The following is a 17,461-nucleotide window of genomic DNA, read 5'->3' as shown; positions in this document are numbered from 1 at the left end:
ACTGTAACGTCTGCTTTTTTGTGTGGGTTAACAATAAGGCCCCAGAATATGAGGCCAGTATTTGCTTAATTTGCCGCTAATACACCATTTAATGTCGCACTTGGGCACATTGCTTGTGTCGCTAACGCATCATCTGGATAGTAATAACCACCAATATCTGCCGCTTTACCTTGAGTGGCATCAATTTCGGTCAAGATTTTAGTTTCGTTAGCTGACAAAGACTCGAATAAAGGTTTGAACTTAGTCGCTAGTTCTTGATCGTCAGCTTGGTTAGCCAATGCTTCGGCCCAGTACATGGCTAAATAGAAGTGACTTCCTCTGTTATCTAACTGGCCCGCTTTACGCAAGGGTGATTTACCATTGGTAAGCAATTTTTCGGTTGCTTGATCTAAAGCACCGGCCAAGATTTTAGCCTTGCTGTTGTCAGTTTTAATGGCCAAGTCTTCCAAAGACACAGCTAAGGCTAAGAATTCACCTAATGAATCCCAGCGTAAATGACCTTCTTCAACAAACTGTTGAACGTGCTTAGGAGCTGAACCACCTGCCCCTGTTTCAAACAAGCCACCACCGGCCATAAGAGGCACAATAGATAACATCTTAGCACTAGTTCCCAACTCTAAGATTGGAAATAAATCCGTAAGATAATCCCGTAATACGTTACCCGTTACCGAAATAGTATCTAATCCACGAATCGCTCTTTCCATTGAGTAGCGAATCGCGCGAACAGGCGATAATATTGAAATATCTAAGCCATCGGTATCATGCTCTTTTAGATACTCAGTCACTTTCAAAATCAATTGAGCATCATGTGCTCTTTCATCGTCCAACCAAAATACTGCTGGCATACCCGATTGGCGAGCTCTATTCACCGCTAGCTTAACCCAATCACGAATAGGTGCGTCTTTGGCTTGACACATTCTCCAAATATCGCCTTCTTCAACAGCATGTTCGATAAGCACTGTGCCGTCTTGATCAACAATTTGTACTTTACCATCACCGGTCATCTCGAAGGTTTTATCGTGTGAACCATACTCTTCGGCTTTTTGCGCCATCAAACCTACATTAGGCACTGTGCCCATAGTCGTAGGATCAAATGCACCATGAGTCTTACAGAAATTGATCACTTCTTGATAAATAGTGGCATAAGTACTTTCTGGAATAACCGCTTTAGTATCATGCAACTTGCCATCCGGTCCCCACATTTGCCCAGAGCTTCTAAGCATTGCTGGCATAGAGGCATCAACAATCACATCACTAGGTACGTGCAGGTTTGAGATACCTTTGTCAGAATTAACCATCGCAATAGGTGGACGGTCGGCATAACAGGCATTGATATCACGTTGAATTTCAGTGCGCTGTGATTCAGGAAGTGTGGCAATTTTATCGTAAACACTGCCTAAGCCATTATTTGGATTAACACCCAATTCATCAAACAAGGCTTGATGCTTTTTAAATAAATCTTTGTAGAACACTTTAACGCAATGTCCGAAAACAATGGGGTGAGAAACCTTCATCATGGTGGCTTTTACATGCAAAGAAAACAACACACCGGTATTTTTGGCATCTTCAATTTGAGTCTCAAAAAACTCACATAATGCTTTTTTGCTCATGCACATGCCGTCTATGACTTCGCCAGCCAATAAATCAACTTTTGGTTTTAGTACGGTGACATTCCCTGATTTATCAGTAAATTCTATTTTAACGTGGCCAGCCTTAGCTACTGTGACTGACTTTTCGCCAGAATAAAAATCGCCGCCACGCATATGGGCTACGTGAGTCTGCGATGCCTGGCTCCAAGCTCCCATTGAATGAGGATTATTTTTAGCATAATTTTTCACGGCTGTTGGTGCACGACGATCAGAGTTACCTTCACGTAATACTGGGTTTACCGCACTACCTAAAACTTTTCCGTAACGTGCTTTAATGTCTTTTTCTGCATCGCTTTTTGGTTCTTCCGGAAATTCTGGAAGAGCAAACCCTTTAGCTTGCAATTCTTTGATGGCTTCTTTTAACTGAGGAATAGAAGCACTCACGTTTGGTAACTTAATAATATTCGTAGATGCTTCTTGAGTTAAAGCACCTAACTCAGCTAATGCATCAGGTACTTGCTGATCGGCAGGGAGAAGATCGCCAAGAACGGATAAGATACGTGCCGCTAATGAAATATCGGATAATTCGACTTCAATGCCAGCGCTTGAAGTAAAGCTGCGAATAATGGGAAGCAGTGAATAAGTAGCAAGTGCCGGTGCTTCGTCCGTTTTAGTGTAGATAATCTTTGACTTGGAAATCGTCATTATAAGCCTCATGTTAATGGCAAAGCACCGACAACCCATTATTTACGCTTAAATATGCATAAATTGCGATTTTACGTCGCTATGAGTGGGTGTTTTGTACCGAAATAAAAAATGTCTAAACTAGACCTAGTCTAAATAGATCGTGAATAATATATGGATTGGACAATTAAGTAAAAGTTTTGCTTGTATATTTTGTAATGTAACCCAAACTTCACTTAAAATTGTCTACCTAACAACCAATTTATGCAGTTATCTCGTAGTTAAACATATGCCAAATTCGCCCAATTTTCGTTCAAAAAAAAACTCAGCAAGCCCTGCAAAGACTCGAGTAGTGTTATTTAATAAACCATATAATGTGCTGACCCAATTTACTGACCAAGCAGGAAGGCAAACCTTAAAAGACTATATTCCCATCCAAGAAGTCTACGCAGCAGGGCGATTAGACAAAGACAGCGAAGGGTTATTAGTACTCACTAATAACGGTAAATTACAAAACAAACTCGCCTCGCCTAAACATAAAACAAGTAAAACCTATTGGGTGCAAGTGGAAGGTGTACCACAGCAGCAAGACCTACAACAACTGCGTCAGGGAGTGAATCTAAAAGACGGTTGCACCCAACCCGCCAAGGTTGAATTAATTGACGAACCTATTTTATGGCCGCGCAATCCACCGGTACGCTTTAGGCAAAACAAACCCACTAGTTGGCTCTCCATTACAATCTCAGAAGGTCGAAACCGTCAAGTTAGACGCATGACAGCCCATATTGGATTTCCCACCTTAAGATTAGTGCGTTATCGGATTGGAGACTGGACCATTGATGGAATTGCAAACGGGACGTATATTGAAGTGTAAAACAACATATTTAAAAAATGCCAAGCCATAGAAAAAACTATTACCTATGAACAGTTACTCATCTTCAAAACTCAGCCATGACGTGACACTTTTATTGCCACGTCATGCCTAAGTTTGGCTATCTTACCGGCCATAGATCACTACAACGCGATCAGTGTTTTCCACTTCGTCAGCACGAACTTGCGCGATTTCTTTTATATTAACTTGACCTCGACGCTTCTGAAATTTTGACAAACGCTTAGCGTTTTTGATATTGCCAACTTGATAAGCAAAATCCGCCATCACTAGATCATTACATGAAATATTATTAGAAATATAATGCATGCTTTTACCCGAGTCTCTGGAAGCTTTATAAAACCCAATCGGCGAATCCATAGCGGCACTGACACATAAACGGCTTTCAGTTGAGTTATCGCCAACAACATAAGTTACACCTGCATTAGCAAGTAACGGCAAAGTACAAAACACTGCAGTAACAATCATTTTAAATTTAAACATAATCCTATCCTTATTTGTGAAATTAGGCGTAATACCTAGACTCAGTTTGGATTGATTATGAGTAAAAAGCTGTAAACCAATTATGCCTAGATGTAACATTCTGTGTACCACCAAAAAACCTTAAAGCATTGAATATTATATATTTTTTAGTTTCTCATTTGATTTTGTGTTAACTTTTAGGGACTAACATTCGGTTCTATGTGATGAAAAACATTAGGGATTTATAGGTGCGAGCGGTGAATCACCAATTTAATAAGATAAGCAGAAATCGAATTCACCATATATGTCTTAAAAACCGGACTCAAGAACCCACTTATCGAAAATTTAAGTTAAAATTTCCTTAATTTAAACACCTTTAACCTTGCAAATCCCCTGATTAAGCTGATGATTTCCCCATCAAGAACTGCTAAACTTCGGCTCCATTTTTAAGCCTCAACGTCATTATTCAATAATCTATGATTTCAACTTCCCAAAGTAACCAAGACACACCAGACAATAGTCAAATTAAAGTGGTGGTTGGCATGTCTGGTGGTGTCGATTCTTCTGTCTCCGCATATTTGTTAAAACAACAAGGCTACCAAGTGGAAGGCTTGTTTATGAAGAACTGGGAAGAAGACGACAACGAAGAATATTGTGCTGCAGCAGAAGACCTAAAAGATGCCCAAGCGGTATCCGATAAGTTAGGCATCACACTGCATACCATTAATTTTGCCGCAGAGTATTGGGATAATGTATTTGAGTACTTTTTAGCTGAGTATAAAGCAGGTCGTACGCCTAACCCAGATATCATGTGCAATAAAGAAATCAAGTTTAAAGCGTTTCTTGAGTTCGCAGCTGAAGAACTCAATGCCGACTATATTGCTACTGGTCACTATGTACAGCGCTCTAATGCAACAGGCAATTGGCAAATGCTGCGCGGTTTAGACGATAACAAAGATCAAAGTTATTTTTTATATACATTAGGGAGAGAACATGTGGCGCAAACCCTGTTTCCTATTGGCCATTTAGAAAAACCAAAAGTACGAGAAATCGCCTTAGCACAAGATTTAGTGACCCATGATAAAAAAGACAGTACCGGCATTTGTTTTATTGGGGAGCGAAAATTTACCGACTTTTTAGCCCAATATTTACCGGCACAGCCTGGTGAAATAGAAACTGCCGAAGGTCAAGTGATTGGACAACATCAAGGCTTGATGTATCACACTTTAGGGCAACGTAAAGGTTTGTTAATAGGTGGCATGAAGGAATATAGCGAAGATCCTTGGTATGTGGTGGACAAAGACATTGAGCGTAATGTCTTGATTGTAGGCCAAGGCGCCAATCATCCGCGCCTTTTTTCAAAGGGATTAAATGCAAATCAATTGCACTGGGTAGATCGTAAAGGCCCTCAGCAAGCCATTAGATGTACTGTAAAAACCCGTTATCGCCAACAGGATATTCCATGTTTAATTACACCTAATGCCGATGGCAGTGTGTTGGTTAAATTTGATGAACCACAAAAAGCCGTCACTCCGGGCCAATCAGCCGTTTTTTACCAAAACGAAATCTGCTTGGGTGGTGGCATAATTGAGAATTACATCCGTTAATGAGTAGCAATAAACACCGTTTTTATGAAAGTAACATTGCCCTTGCCGGCTTGTGTCAAGCAGCGTCCTTGGTTAAACATATCGCTCGTGGCAAAGAATTTGATCATCAAGCGTTAGTAACATCCACCAACAGTGTCATTATTACTGACTCGGAAAATACCGAACAGGTATTTGGTGATCTTGGTCAGATTGTTTTAGGTTACAAAACACTACTGGCACAACTTAACAATGAATCAACTAAAAAAGACGTTGAAGTCACCCGCTATATTGCTAATTTATTATCAATCGAGCGTAAACTTAGTGCTAACAAAAAAATGATGGCTTCGTTAGGCGAACGCATCTCCAATATTCAAAGGCAACAACTGCATTTGGACCAAACTGATAGTCAATTGCAAAGCAATTTGGCCAGCATTTATACAGACCTAATAAGCCCTGAATCAAGAAAAATCCAAGTGGCCGGTGTACCAGCAATATTGCAGCGTCCAGACAATCAGCATAAAGTGCGCGCTTTATTATTGGCTGGGATAAGAGCCGCTGTATTATGGCGGCAATTGGGTGGCAAACGCCGTCACATACTGTTTAATCGCCAACAAATTTTAGATAGCGCAGAACACACTTTACATCATCTCAACATGCCAATTTAGGAGTATTTCATGAACCCATCTGCACTCTCGTCACTCATTGCTGTTTCTCCAGTAGATGGACGGTACGGCAACAAAACCGTTGAGTTAAGACATATATTTAGTGAGTTTGGCTTGCTCAAATATCGCGTCATTGTTGAAGTTCGTTGGTTACAAAAGTTGGCGGCGACTCAAGGTATTCAAGAAGTACCAGCACTGAGTTCACAGGCCAATACATTTTTAGATAATATTGTCAGCGAATTTTCAGAAAGCGACGCTCAGCGCATCAAAGATATCGAAAGTACCACTAATCATGATGTCAAAGCCGTAGAGTATTTTTTAAAAGAAAAAGTAGCCGATACCCCTGAATTACATGCAGTTAATGAATTTATTCATTTTGCCTGCACCTCAGAAGACATCAACAATTTATCCCATGGTTTAATGCTAACTGAAGCGACCAATGAGGTCATTTTACCCTATTGCGACAAACTAATTTCTGAGCTGAAACGATTAGCGATAGAACTAAAATCAGTACCAATGATGGCACGTACCCACGGACAACCAGCCTCTCCTACCACTATGGGTAAAGAAATGGCAAATGTGATGATCCGATTACAAGGTCAGCGCGATCAAATAGCCGCAGTAAAAATTCTCGGTAAAATAAATGGTGCAGTAGGTAACTATAATGCCCACCTCAGCGCCTATCCTGAATTGGATTGGCACACTTTTGCACAAGAGTTTGTGACTAGTTTAAGCTTAACCTTAAATCCTTATACTACTCAAATTGAACCCCACGATTACATTGCTGAGTTATTTGATGCTATCGCTCGTTTCAATACAATATTGTTAGATTTTGATCGAGATGTGTGGGGCTATATTGCCCTTGGACATTTTAAACAAAAAACCATTGCCGGCGAAATTGGCTCATCAACCATGCCACACAAAGTGAATCCTATTGATTTTGAAAACTCAGAAGGTAACTTAGGCTTAGCCAATGCCATGTTTGGACACTTAGCCAGCAAACTTCCGGTTTCTAGATGGCAACGAGACTTAACCGACTCAACTGTCTTAAGAAATTTAGGTGTAGGTGTAGGCTATGCGATTATTGCTTATCAGTCTTCGCTAAAAGGCATTAGTAAATTAGAAGTAAACCAACAAAGTTTACAAGACGAACTAGACAACAACTGGGAATTATTAGCCGAACCCGTGCAAACAGTGATGCGTCGTTATGGTATCGAGAAGCCCTATGAAAAACTCAAAGAGCTAACCCGAGGTAAAAAAGTCAACCAGCAAATAATGGCCGACTTTATTGATACCTTAGTCTTACCGGATAATGCTAAAGCCCAACTCAAGCGCCTTACCCCTGCCAACTATATTGGTAGAGCGATTGCGTTTGTTGAAGAGTTAGACAACTAGCAATAAGTGAAGTCCAACATCAAATTAGCCATGAAGTGTTTAAATGAGCTAATTTGATGTTTAAATCTGCAAAAGTGCTATTTCAATTCGTACTATCGTGAGAAGCAATTTTTATTTGAGTCCCCCTAAAAAATTCCGCACCTTTAACGAGTACTTAAATACTCCATTCTAATTCCTACGCAAGTCCCATGAGAGCTAATCTTAGGCCAAAATTACAGCTAAGGTTCCGGGCACTACAAGCATAGTTTTGTTCAATTTCAAGACTTCGATGTACAAAATACATACAAATATCAGTATCTTCTGAGCAAATATTAATATAATGTTAATTTATTGTAAAAACTTAAAGGCTTAAGTATTGATGGTTTTTCTTGGTCAAAGTTATCTATTTTAATGCTAGAAAAAGATTAACCAATACAACCGCTACAGATCATATGAGCAGTAGATCCAAAAGCGGAGATTTCGGCACTAACGACCGAAAGCACTAAACGTTTTTTTGGGGATAATGAAGATGATGCAGTCGCTGGCCGAATTGTGGCCGATTTTGTTGTATTTTACTTTTACACTGCTGTTGTTGGCCGCGGTGATGTTTGCATCATCCCTGCTTGGGCCTCGAACTAAAGGCCACTCCACTCACTTACCTTATGAATCCGGCATTTTATCCCTTGGCGGTGCGCGGGTTAAATTTGCCAATCACTTTTTTCTGTATGCCATTTTTTTCGTTATTTTCGACCTCGAAACACTCTACCTTTTTGCTTGGGCTATCTCCTTTGAGCAGGTAGGCGTCACCGGATTTATCGAGGCATTAGTGTTTATGATAATCCTACTGATTGCGCTGGTTTATTTATGGCGAATTGGCGCCCTCAACATTCTTAAAAGACATCTTCCGGAGCAACGTTAATGGATTGGAATCTCAGCGACCCCAATATAGTACCCAAGCAAATCCCGGTGATTGATGCAAGCGTACAAGAAGACATCAAAAAGAATGTGGTTTTTACTACCCTGAATAACATGATCAACTGGGGCAGAAAAAACTCAGTTTGGCCATTTAACTTCGGTTTATCATGCTGTTACGTAGAAATGGCCACCAGCTTTACGGCCCGTCACGATATCGCACGTTTTGGGGCAGAAGTAATAAGAGCTACACCACGAGAAGCCGACTTGATTGTGATTTCTGGCACGGTATTTCGCAAAATGGCGCCTGTGGTTAAACATTTATACGACCAATTACTCGAGCCTAAATGGGTGATTTCTATGGGTTCATGCGCCAACTCTGGTGGCATGTACGACATTTATTCTGTGGTACAAGGGGTCGACAAAATTTTACCTGTGGATGTGTATGTACCGGGTTGCCCTCCCCGCCCCGAAGCCCTGATGCAAGGTTTAATGTTATTGCAAGATGCCATAGGCCGAGAGCAACGGCCCTTAAGCTGGGTAGTAGGCGATCAAACGGTTAGCCAAGTGGCAAAACCGAGTCAACGAGACTTACATACTAGCGAGCGGATGCGTACTACAGACCTTACCCCGCCGGATAGAGTGTAGTTATGGAGCAGCCTTCTAAAGCCCAATTATTGGATGACATTAAAACCTGTTTGCCTGCTGTGGTGTTACAGGAAGAGCAAACCGCTGATGAAATCACTACTTTATGGGTAGCCGCGCAAGATCTAAAACCCTTGTGCGAAGTGTTACGCTCTAAAGTTGACCAAGCATTCGATTTTTTATTTGATTTAACCGCGATAGACGAAACCACACGCCAGCACAATGTGATCCCCCACAGACGGGACTTTACTGTGGTGTATTTGTTACGCTCCTACGGACGAAATCAGGATATTCGCATTAAAGTGGCGTTAACAACGGACTCTAAAGAAGTGCCAAGTGTCAGTGCTATTTGGCCAAACGCAAACTGGTATGAGCGCGAAGTATGGGATTTGTTTGGCATAAAATTCAGCGACCACCCTTGTTTACGACGCATCATGATGCCAACCACTTGGCAAGGTCATCCCTTGTGTAAAACTCACCCTGCCCGCGCCACCGAAATGGGTGAATTTAGTTTACCGGATGATATGCGCGACTTAGAACAAGAAGCGCTAAAATTTAATCCCGCTGACTGGGGTCTTAAACCTCAAGGCAATCCTGAAGAATTTATGTGGCTGAATTTAGGCCCCAACCATCCAAGTGTGCACGGTGTATTTAGGATCATGTTGCAACTTGATGGTGAAGAGATAGTAGAAGCCATTCCCGATATTGGTTACCACCATCGCGGCGCTGAAAAAATGGCCGAGCGCCAGAGCTGGCATTCTTACATTCCTTACACTGACAGAATTGATTATTTAGGCGGGGTAATGAACAACCTGCCTTATGTCATGGCCATTGAAAAACTTGCCGGAATACAAGTGCCTGAGCGGGTTAAAGTAGTTAGAGTGATGATGTGCGAGATGTTCCGCATTCTTAGTCATTTGCTGTTTTACGGTACTTTTGCTCAAGATATCGGCTCGTTGTCACCCATTTTCTACATGTTTGTCGATCGCGAAAAGTTATTTGGCATCATTGAAGCCATCACCGGTGCGCGTATGCATCCTGCCTGGTTTCGCATTGGCGGCCTTGCGGCCGACTTGCCTAAAGGCTGGGACAAAATGGTCACCGAATGGCTCGATTATATGCCAGCGCGAATGGCCGACTACGACAAAATGGTGATGCAAAACAGTCTCATTAAAAAACGCGCCGTTGACATTGGTGCCTATGACACCGAAACCGCCATCGCTTGGGGCGTAACAGGTCCTGGATTACGGGCCACAGGTTTTGATTGGGATCTCCGCAAAAAGCGCCCTTATAGCGGTTACGAAAATTTCGATTTTGAGGTGCCTTTAGGTACTAAAGGTGACAGTTACGACAGATGCGCGGTGCGAGTAGAAGAAATACGCCAAAGCATGCGTATCATTCGCCAGTGTGTGCAAAACATGCCCGAAGGTCCGTATAAAGCTGACCATGTGTTAACCACACCGCCACCCAAAGATCGTACTATGCAGGATATCGACACCCTTATCCCGCACTTTTTAGGGGTAAGTTGGGGGCCAGTCATACCTGCAGGCGAGGCTATGGTAGAAGTGGAAGCCACCAAAGGCAGCAATGCATATTATCTAACCAGCGATGCCAGTACTATGAGTTATCGCACCCGTATTCGCACCCCTTCATTCCCACACTTACAGATGATCCCAGTGATGGCTAAAGGTCAGATGATAGCGGACTTAATTGCCACTATCGGCAGCATAGATTTTGTTATGGCGGACGTAGACAGATGAGCAATGTGATCCCGATTAAACAAGTTGACGAACAGAACGTAAATTACCGTGATGTGCTGTCAGCAAAAGAGATTGAGCTAATTGAGCACGAATGTGCTTTATACGAAATTCGTCCCGCCGCTGCCATAGATGCATTACAAATTGTACAACAACAGCGGCGCTGGATAAGTGATGAAAGCCTGTATGCCATCGCCAATATGTTAGGCATGTCGGCCACAGAATTAGAAGGTGTGGCCACCTTTTATAACTTGATATACCGCCAGCCCGTTGGTGAACATGTTATCCACTTATGCGACAGCGTAAGTTGCTGGTTACACGATTTTAAGACCATTGCCGATCACTTACGCCAAACCCTCAAAATAGAATTTGGGCAAACCACCAAAGACGGCAAAATTACCTTGCTGCCTAATGTCTGTTTGGGTTGTTGCGATAAAGCCCCTGCTTTGATGTTGGACGGCGAGTTAGTTGAAAGCCTGACTATCGAGTCCATCGATAAATTGCTACAAAGATTAAGTGGAGCCAACAATGCATAAGCCACTTAGCCAATATCTTGATTTAGCTAACCCGCAAGATTTACCCGCATACAAAAAAAACGGGGGCTATGCTGGGTTTATCAATGCCTTAAAATTACCGCCTCAAGAGGTGCAACAACAAGTATCTGACGCACAACTTAAAGGCCGTGGTGGCGCTGGATTTATGACAGGTATGAAGTGGAGCTTTGTACCTATGGGTGAAGATGCACCCAAAAACAAATATTTAGTGTGTAACGCCGACGAAATGGAGCCTGGCACCTTTAAAGATCGCTGGTTGATGGAAGGCGCACCACACTTATTAATCGAAGGCATGATGATTGCTGCCTATGCCATAGGTGCAAACGTTGCCTATATCTTTTTGCGGGGCGAATATCGCCTTTGTGCCACGCGCTTACAACAAGCGATAGATGAAGCCAAATCGGCAGGGATACTCGGCGACAATATTAATGGCAGCGGCTATTCTTTAGCGCTTCATTTACACACCAGCGCTGGGCGTTATATTTGCGGCGAAGAAACCGCGCTTATTAACGCCTTAGAAGGCAAACGCGCCAACCCACGGGCTAAACCGCCTTTCCCCCAAGTCGTCGGATTATTCGGCCGTCCCACCATAGTCAACAACTGTGAAACCTTGTGTAATCTTCCGGGCATTTTAAATCATGGCGTGGATTGGTATAAACAACTTTCTGGTGGTGCAGACACAGGCACTAAAATATTTGGCATCAGTGGCAGAGTCAAACAGGCCGGTTTGTGGGAATTGCCAATGGGTACCACAGCCGCTGAAATTTTGGAACTGGCGGGCGGCATGCAAGATGGACTCACCCTGCGGGGCTGGTTACCAGGGGGCGCATCCACCGATTTTTTAATGCCAGAGCATTTATCCACCCCTATGGAATATGACGCCATTGCCAAAGTCGGTAGTCGTATGGGCACAGGTATCATGATTGCCCTTGATGACCAACATTGCCCTGTGGGCATGATCTTAAATTTACTCAAATTTTTTGCTCAAGAATCCTGTGGTTGGTGTACACCCTGCCGCGATGGTTTGCCCTGGGCGGTAGAAATTTTAAGTCGCATTGAAGCCGGTCATGGCACCCAAGATGACCTCGATGCCTTGCAGCAGTTATGCGGGTTTATGTGGATAGGTAAAACGTTTTGCGCACTGGCACCGGGTGCAGTTGAGCCATTGCGCAGTGGAATGAAATATTTCGCCGATGATTTTCAGCAGCATATTGATCACAAGGGGTGTCCTCACGGGCATTAAGTTATGGCCAAAATTTTTATTGATAATCAAGAATATACAGTGAAGGACGGGCAAAACCTGTTACAGGCCAGTCTATCGTTAAAAAAGGATCTGCCGTATTTTTGCTGGCACCCCGCCATGGGCTCAGTTGGCGCTTGTCGGCAATGTGCAATGACTCAGTATCAAGACGAAAATGATACCCGAGGACGAATGATCGTTGCTTGCATGACCCCTGTCACCGAAGGTATGCGCGTAAGTATGACGCAGCCGGCCGAAACCGAATTTCGGGAGCAAGTGATTGCTGCACTGATGACCCATCATCCCCACGATTGCCCAGTGTGCGCTGAAGGGGGTGAATGTCATTTGCAAGATATGACAGTGATGACTGGCCATAATGAACGTCAATACAAAGGCAAAAAAACCACCTTTGTTAATCAAGACTTGGGCCCTTTAGTCAAACATGAAATGAATCGTTGTATTACCTGTTATCGCTGTGAACGATTTTATAAAGATTACGCCGGTGGCACAGATTTAGCGGCGCAGGCTTCGAGTAACAAGGTCTATTTTGGTCGCCAGTGTGACGGCACATTAGAAAACGAATTTGCAGGAAACCTAGTAGAAGTCTGTCCTACAGGTGTATTTACCGACAAACCTTTTGGTGATCACTATAGCCGAAAATGGGACTTACAAAGCGCTCCGTCAGTGTGTCAGCATTGCTCGGTGGGTTGTAATACTAGTCTTTCAGAGCGTTACGGCTCAGTGCGGCGGGTCACCAATCGTTTGAATGATCATCTAAACGGTTATTTTTTATGTGATCGTGGCCGTTATGGGTTTTCTTTTGTGAATAGCGAAGCCCGTCGCCTGTCAATTACCGTAGATAAAAATCCAAGCAACTGGTCTGATACTGAACTTAATGTGCGCCTCAAAGATAAAGGCCATTGCATTGGTATTGGCAGCAGTCAAGCCAGTTTGGAAGACAACTTTGCCTTACAACAATTGGTGGGTAAAGAAAACTTCAATCCAGGGCTCGATAGCCAACAAGAAAAGTTATTAGCCACTCACACCTCAATTTTAAGCCAATGGCAAGCCGCCAGTCTGGCCGAAATGGAGCAAGCCGATGCCATCATCATTTTGGCTGAAGACGTTAACAATAGCGCCCCACGTATTGCCTTATCCATCCGCCAAGCACTATTGAGCAATGCCAAAGAACAAGCAGAAAAGCTTAGAGTACCCAATTGGCAAGATGCAGCGGTAAGGGCTATTCAACCTAATCATCCGGTGCCTATGGCCATCTTTGGTTATGGTGAAAACGATTTGACAAAACAAGCGACGATTAACTTAGTATGCGACCCTAAACAAGCTGCCGAACAGGGATTTTTGTTGGCAAATTTACTCAGCGAACGCTCGCCTAAACCTAAAGTCAGTAAAGTTGCGCCAGAAACCCTAGCATTACTTGAGATCCTAAAAACCGCCAAACGCCCATTAATAGTCACAGGTTGGTCGGCCAACAACCCTGCGCTGTTAGCCGCAGCCAGCAATATTCGCCATGCCCTTAAGATCCAAAGTGCTGGCAAAAGTTCTGCTGATAATGCCATGCTGTGCATCGTTCCACCCGAAGCCAATACCTTAGGGCTAGGTCTGCTTACCCAAAACGGATATTTGAGTGTTGACGACATGGTAATAGAAAAAACTAATATGTTTGTTCTGGATCATTGTTCACCCGCTTTCGATAACAAACTCAATGAATGGCGTAGTAGTGCCAATAAGGTAGTGCGTTTAAGTCAGCTTGGCGAGCCTAGCGAAAACGAAATCAACTTACCGGTATCTAGTTTTAGTGAGTGCAGTGGTTCAGAGCTGAATTATCAAGGATTGATCCAATCTCGACTGCCTGCAACCAAACCTTCAGGGCAATGTTTGCCTGCTTGGCAATGGTTGGTGAATATCGCCAAATTGCGTCAACATTCATTAGCTGATATCGATAATTTAGGTGAGCTACGACAGCAACTTAGTCAAGAACATCCTGTGCTGGGTGAATATTTTGAACAACATCATCAGAGCCAACTAGCACTACAAACACCTAGAGCAAGTGGCCGTACTGCCATGCTTGCTAATCAAACTGTGCATGAGCCTAAACCTTTTGGCGAAGCAAATGCACCATACAAACACAGTATGGAAGGCACCCAAGCCGGGCAAAAAGACGCATTTCCACTGCCTTACAGTTGGTCACCGGGTTGGAACTCAAATCAATCCAATCATAAGTTTCACGACGAATACCGTAGTAGTGAGCTTGAAAAGCAACAAGGTGTGCGCTGCATCACCGCACAAAAAGGCGATCAATGGTTTAAGTGGCAAGCGCTTTGGTCGAAAAGCAGCAAAGTACAATGGCAAATATTGCCGCTACAAAAGGTATTTGGCAGCGATAATTTGAGTTTACATGCCTTGCCTATTGCACAGCTCAAGGTGCAAGGGCAAATAGTCATGGCGCCTTTGGATGCTAAAAAAATGGGATTTTCACAACAGCAACTTATTTACTGCGATAAAAACACTACGCCTTTGCAATTGTTAATCAGTACACACGTACCAGTTAATTCTTTATTGGTTTATGTGCCCGCCGATCAGTTATTCGAATTAGAGCATTGCGAATCACTCACGGTTGCCACCAGCAAACAGATTAAAGCATACCAAGCGTTGATGTTGCAGCAACAGACTCAACACCAAGCCGATAAGCAACAACAGCAAGATAAACTACTGGTGCAAGATCAAACCATCCCCATCCATTTTATTGAGGGAGTCATCTAATGCCTGAACTCGATTTAATGCTACTCATTGCCTTAATGGTGGCTATTTTAGTGCCAACGGCCGCTATGTTGGTATGGTTTGAGCGGCGCTTGTTAGGTTTTTTTCAGCAAAGATACGGCCCCAACCGCGTGGGTTATTTTGGCATATTGCAATCACTGGCTGACCTGATAAAAATCCTCTTTAAACACGATTGGATCCCACCTTTTGCCGATAGACCTGTGTTTATACTGGCTCCGTTAATTGGCGCGATGGCAATACTCATGAGTTTTGCCGTAGTACCCATGGCGCCGGGTTTGATGATTTCTGACAGCAATATTGGGCTGTTATTCTTTTTGGCCATGACCTCGATGGCAGTGTATTCGGTAGTACTGGCGGGTTGGGCGTCTAACAACAAGTATGCGGTGATTGGCGGCATGCGGGCGGCGGCGCAAACCATCAGTTACGAAGTGTTTATGGGCGTCTCACTTTTAGGTGTAGTGATCTTAAGTGGCAGTTTTAGATTGAGCGATATAGTGCTGGCGCAACAAGATGTGTGGTTTGTGGTGCCGCAGTTTATTGGCTTTGTGGTCTTTATGATTGCCGGCATTGCAGAAAGCCACAGATTACCTTTTGACTTGCCTGAAGCAGAAACAGAGATAACCGCAGGGTTTCACACTGAATATTCAGGCATTAAATTTGCGTTATTTTTCCTCGGTGAATACCTAGGCATGATGTTGATTTCGATGATGATCACCACGCTATTTTTAGGTGGTTGGCAAGGCCCTTGGTTACCGCCTTTTGTGTGGTTTGTGATAAAAACCATGAGCCTCATTTGTTTCTTTATTCTGCTTCGAGCCGCTCTGCCTAGGCCGCGATTTGATCAACTGCTTGAATTTGGTTGGAAGTGGATGTTACCACTGGCACTACTCAACTTAGTGGGTACAGCAGTGGTGAAACTATGGGGAGACTTTTAAGATGCTTTCCCAAATTAGAACCATCTGGACCGTATTCAAACATTTGTTCGACTGCACCGACACAGTGCAATACCCAGAACAAAAACCTTATTTAGCCCCCCGTTATCGTGGTCGTATTGTATTAACCCGCGACCCAGACGGCGAAGAGCGCTGTGTTGCTTGTAATCTTTGCGCGGTAGCTTGCCCAGTAGATTGTATCTCTTTGCAAAAAACCGAAGACGATCACGGCCGTTGGCGCGCCGACTTTTTTCGGATCAACTTTTCTCGCTGCATTATGTGTGGCTTGTGTGAAGAGGCCTGCCCTACTTACGCCATTCAACTGACACCTGATGTGGAAATGGCTGAATACAACAGGCAAAACATGGTGTACGAAAAAGAACATTTGTTGATAGACGGCTGCGGCAAACAGCCCGACTACAATTTCTATCACCATGCCGGAATTAGCGTAAAAGGCAAAGATAAAGGGCAAGCCGAACAAGAAAAGCCTCCCATAGACGTAAGGAGTTTAATGCCGTGAATATCGAGGGTGCGCAATTATTATTTTACGTCAGCGGCAGCATAGCCGTTATCGCCAGCCTGTTTGTGGTCACCAATAAAAACGCGGTACATGCGCTGCTGTATTTAGTGGTGAGTTTATTGGCTTTGGCTATGTGCTTTTATTTACTCGGCGCACCTTTTGCTGCAGCGCTTCAAATCATAGTGTATGCGGGGGCGATTATGGTGCTCTTTGTGTTTGCGGTGATGATTTTTAATATTAATCAAACAGACATCGACCGAGAGGAGCAATGGTTAACATGGCAAAGCTGGGTTGGCCCTAGCCTGTTAACTGTGGTGTTGCTTGGTGAAATTGTCTTTGTGATCCTGTCTCAACAAGAATGGGCAACACACTCCCAGACCGTGGCGCAAATACAACTAGTTGACGCCAGAGCGGTAGGCACACTGTTATTTGGCCCTTATTTACTCGCAGTTGAGATCGCCTCCTTCTTGCTATTGGCAGGATTAGTCGGTGGTTATCATCTAGCCAAAGAGCTTCCTAAACACGATGCCGAAAATAGGAGTGGCTCATAATGACACTTCCTATTGAACAGGGTTTTGTGCTGGTAGCCTTACTTTGGGCTATCGGGCTTGTGGGTTTACTTAGCCGTAAAAACACTTTATTTATGCTGATGTCCATGGAAATCATGCTCAATGCTGGCGCTTTAGCTTTTATTTTAGCGGGCAGTATATGGCAGCAGGCCGATGGGCAAGTCATTTACATTCTTATCTTAAGTATTGCCGCCGCCGAAGTGGGGCTAGGGTTAGCGTTACTCATTCGGCTACGTCAACACATTGGTGATTTAGATGTAGATAAACTCAAGGAGATGAAGGGATAA

16 protein-coding genes are annotated in these 17,461 nt (G+C 43.5%); 14 read left to right on the top strand and 2 right to left on the bottom strand.

Annotated features, from left to right (window positions below):
• Positions 1 to 65 precede the first annotated feature (65 nt).
• Positions 66 to 2,294 (bottom strand): NADP-dependent isocitrate dehydrogenase, encoded by a 2,229-nt coding sequence (locus tag Q0688_RS13465; protein WP_299077509.1) that lies wholly within the window; start codon positions 2,292 to 2,294, stop codon positions 66 to 68.
• Positions 2,295 to 2,562: 268 nt separating this feature from the next.
• Here Q0688_RS13465 and Q0688_RS13460 point away from each other — a divergent pair, with 268 nt between their 5' ends.
• The gene (locus Q0688_RS13460; protein ID WP_299077507.1) at positions 2,563 to 3,147 is read left to right on the top strand and encodes a pseudouridine synthase; all 585 of its coding nucleotides are present in this window, start codon (positions 2,563 to 2,565) and stop codon (positions 3,145 to 3,147) included.
• A 123-nt stretch (positions 3,148 to 3,270) separates the two neighbouring features.
• Here the strand turns inward: Q0688_RS13460 and Q0688_RS13455 are convergent, their stop codons facing one another.
• Complete coding sequence (locus tag Q0688_RS13455; protein ID WP_299077504.1) at positions 3,271 to 3,645, bottom strand: DUF3718 domain-containing protein; 375 nt, start codon at positions 3,643 to 3,645, stop codon at positions 3,271 to 3,273.
• A gap of 455 nt (positions 3,646 to 4,100) precedes the next feature.
• On the opposite strand from Q0688_RS13455, the gene mnmA reads away from it, so the two are divergent.
• The 13 genes from mnmA (at position 4,101) to nuoK (ending at position 17,461) form a co-directional block, all read left to right on the top strand.
• Entirely contained in the window at positions 4,101 to 5,231 is a 1,131-nt protein-coding gene (gene mnmA / locus Q0688_RS13450) for a tRNA 2-thiouridine(34) synthase MnmA (protein WP_299077501.1), read from the top strand.
• The gene (gene hflD / locus Q0688_RS13445; protein ID WP_299077498.1) at positions 5,231 to 5,875 is read left to right on the top strand and encodes a high frequency lysogenization protein HflD; all 645 of its coding nucleotides are present in this window, start codon (positions 5,231 to 5,233) and stop codon (positions 5,873 to 5,875) included. Before mnmA ends, hflD begins: the two co-directional genes overlap by 1 nt.
• 9 nt (positions 5,876 to 5,884) lie before the next feature.
• The gene (gene purB, locus Q0688_RS13440) at positions 5,885 to 7,267 is read left to right on the top strand and encodes an adenylosuccinate lyase (protein ID WP_299077496.1); all 1,383 of its coding nucleotides are present in this window, start codon (positions 5,885 to 5,887) and stop codon (positions 7,265 to 7,267) included.
• Positions 7,268 to 7,769: 502 nt separating this feature from the next.
• Positions 7,770 to 8,165 carry an NADH-quinone oxidoreductase subunit A gene (gene ndhC / locus Q0688_RS13435; RefSeq protein WP_299077493.1) on the top strand — a complete coding sequence of 132 codons (396 nt, stop codon included), beginning with the start codon at positions 7,770 to 7,772 and terminating at the stop codon, positions 8,163 to 8,165.
• On the top strand, positions 8,165 to 8,806 hold the full coding sequence (locus Q0688_RS13430) for an NADH-quinone oxidoreductase subunit B family protein (RefSeq protein WP_299077490.1): 642 nt from the start codon (positions 8,165 to 8,167) through the stop codon (positions 8,804 to 8,806). The genes ndhC and Q0688_RS13430 overlap by 1 nt, the downstream gene beginning before the upstream one ends.
• Positions 8,807 to 8,808: 2 nt before the next feature.
• Positions 8,809 to 10,563, top strand: coding sequence for an NADH-quinone oxidoreductase subunit C/D (gene nuoC, locus Q0688_RS13425; protein ID WP_299077488.1), 1,755 nt, complete (start codon positions 8,809 to 8,811; stop codon positions 10,561 to 10,563).
• The gene (gene nuoE, locus Q0688_RS13420) at positions 10,560 to 11,096 is read left to right on the top strand and encodes an NADH-quinone oxidoreductase subunit NuoE (RefSeq protein ID WP_299077485.1); all 537 of its coding nucleotides are present in this window, start codon (positions 10,560 to 10,562) and stop codon (positions 11,094 to 11,096) included. The genes nuoC and nuoE overlap by 4 nt, the downstream gene beginning before the upstream one ends.
• On the top strand, positions 11,089 to 12,357 hold the full coding sequence (gene nuoF / locus Q0688_RS13415) for an NADH-quinone oxidoreductase subunit NuoF (RefSeq protein ID WP_299077482.1): 1,269 nt from the start codon (positions 11,089 to 11,091) through the stop codon (positions 12,355 to 12,357). Before nuoE ends, nuoF begins: the two co-directional genes overlap by 8 nt.
• A 3-nt stretch (positions 12,358 to 12,360) precedes the next feature.
• On the top strand, positions 12,361 to 15,135 hold the full coding sequence (gene nuoG / locus Q0688_RS13410; RefSeq protein ID WP_299077479.1) for an NADH-quinone oxidoreductase subunit NuoG: 2,775 nt from the start codon (positions 12,361 to 12,363) through the stop codon (positions 15,133 to 15,135).
• Positions 15,135 to 16,088: an NADH-quinone oxidoreductase subunit NuoH gene (gene nuoH / locus Q0688_RS13405; protein WP_299077476.1), complete on the top strand. Its 954-nt coding sequence runs from the start codon at positions 15,135 to 15,137 to the stop codon at positions 16,086 to 16,088. Before nuoG ends, nuoH begins: the two co-directional genes overlap by 1 nt.
• A gap of 1 nt (position 16,089) precedes the next feature.
• Positions 16,090 to 16,605 (top strand): NADH-quinone oxidoreductase subunit NuoI, encoded by a 516-nt coding sequence (gene nuoI, locus Q0688_RS13400; RefSeq protein ID WP_299077473.1) that lies wholly within the window; start codon positions 16,090 to 16,092, stop codon positions 16,603 to 16,605.
• On the top strand, positions 16,602 to 17,156 hold the full coding sequence (nuoJ, locus tag Q0688_RS13395; protein WP_299077470.1) for an NADH-quinone oxidoreductase subunit J: 555 nt from the start codon (positions 16,602 to 16,604) through the stop codon (positions 17,154 to 17,156). The genes nuoI and nuoJ overlap by 4 nt, the downstream gene beginning before the upstream one ends.
• On the top strand, positions 17,153 to 17,461 hold the full coding sequence (gene nuoK / locus Q0688_RS13390) for an NADH-quinone oxidoreductase subunit NuoK (RefSeq protein WP_299077573.1): 309 nt from the start codon (positions 17,153 to 17,155) through the stop codon (positions 17,459 to 17,461). Before nuoJ ends, nuoK begins: the two co-directional genes overlap by 4 nt.

Source organism: uncultured Paraglaciecola sp. (assembly GCF_937123705.1).
Classification (GTDB): Bacteria; Pseudomonadota; Gammaproteobacteria; order Enterobacterales; family Alteromonadaceae; genus Paraglaciecola.
Note: the sequence above shows the minus strand (reverse complement) of the source record. Positions and strands in the feature narration are given on the sequence as shown.

What these genes read in the sequence shown, in the direction of transcription:
- mnmA (WP_299077501.1), top strand. Translation starts at nt 4,101, where the DNA reads ATGATTTCAACTTCCCAAAGTAACCAAGACACACCAGACAATAGTCAA.
- purB (WP_299077496.1), top strand. Translation starts at nt 5,885, where the DNA reads ATGAACCCATCTGCACTCTCGTCACTCATTGCTGTTTCTCCAGTAGAT.
- ndhC (WP_299077493.1), top strand. Translation starts at nt 7,770, where the DNA reads ATGAAGATGATGCAGTCGCTGGCCGAATTGTGGCCGATTTTGTTGTAT.
- Q0688_RS13465 (WP_299077509.1), bottom strand. Translation starts at nt 2,294, where the DNA reads ATGACGATTTCCAAGTCAAAGATTATCTACACTAAAACGGACGAAGCA.
- Q0688_RS13455 (WP_299077504.1), bottom strand. Translation starts at nt 3,645, where the DNA reads ATGTTTAAATTTAAAATGATTGTTACTGCAGTGTTTTGTACTTTGCCG.
- nuoE (WP_299077485.1), top strand. Translation starts at nt 10,560, where the DNA reads ATGAGCAATGTGATCCCGATTAAACAAGTTGACGAACAGAACGTAAAT.
- nuoF (WP_299077482.1), top strand. Translation starts at nt 11,089, where the DNA reads ATGCATAAGCCACTTAGCCAATATCTTGATTTAGCTAACCCGCAAGAT.
- Q0688_RS13430 (WP_299077490.1), top strand. Translation starts at nt 8,165, where the DNA reads ATGGATTGGAATCTCAGCGACCCCAATATAGTACCCAAGCAAATCCCG.
- nuoG (WP_299077479.1), top strand. Translation starts at nt 12,361, where the DNA reads ATGGCCAAAATTTTTATTGATAATCAAGAATATACAGTGAAGGACGGG.
- hflD (WP_299077498.1), top strand. Translation starts at nt 5,231, where the DNA reads ATGAGTAGCAATAAACACCGTTTTTATGAAAGTAACATTGCCCTTGCC.
- nuoI (WP_299077473.1), top strand. Translation starts at nt 16,090, where the DNA reads ATGCTTTCCCAAATTAGAACCATCTGGACCGTATTCAAACATTTGTTC.
- nuoH (WP_299077476.1), top strand. Translation starts at nt 15,135, where the DNA reads ATGCCTGAACTCGATTTAATGCTACTCATTGCCTTAATGGTGGCTATT.
- nuoC (WP_299077488.1), top strand. Translation starts at nt 8,809, where the DNA reads ATGGAGCAGCCTTCTAAAGCCCAATTATTGGATGACATTAAAACCTGT.
- Q0688_RS13460 (WP_299077507.1), top strand. Translation starts at nt 2,563, where the DNA reads ATGCCAAATTCGCCCAATTTTCGTTCAAAAAAAAACTCAGCAAGCCCT.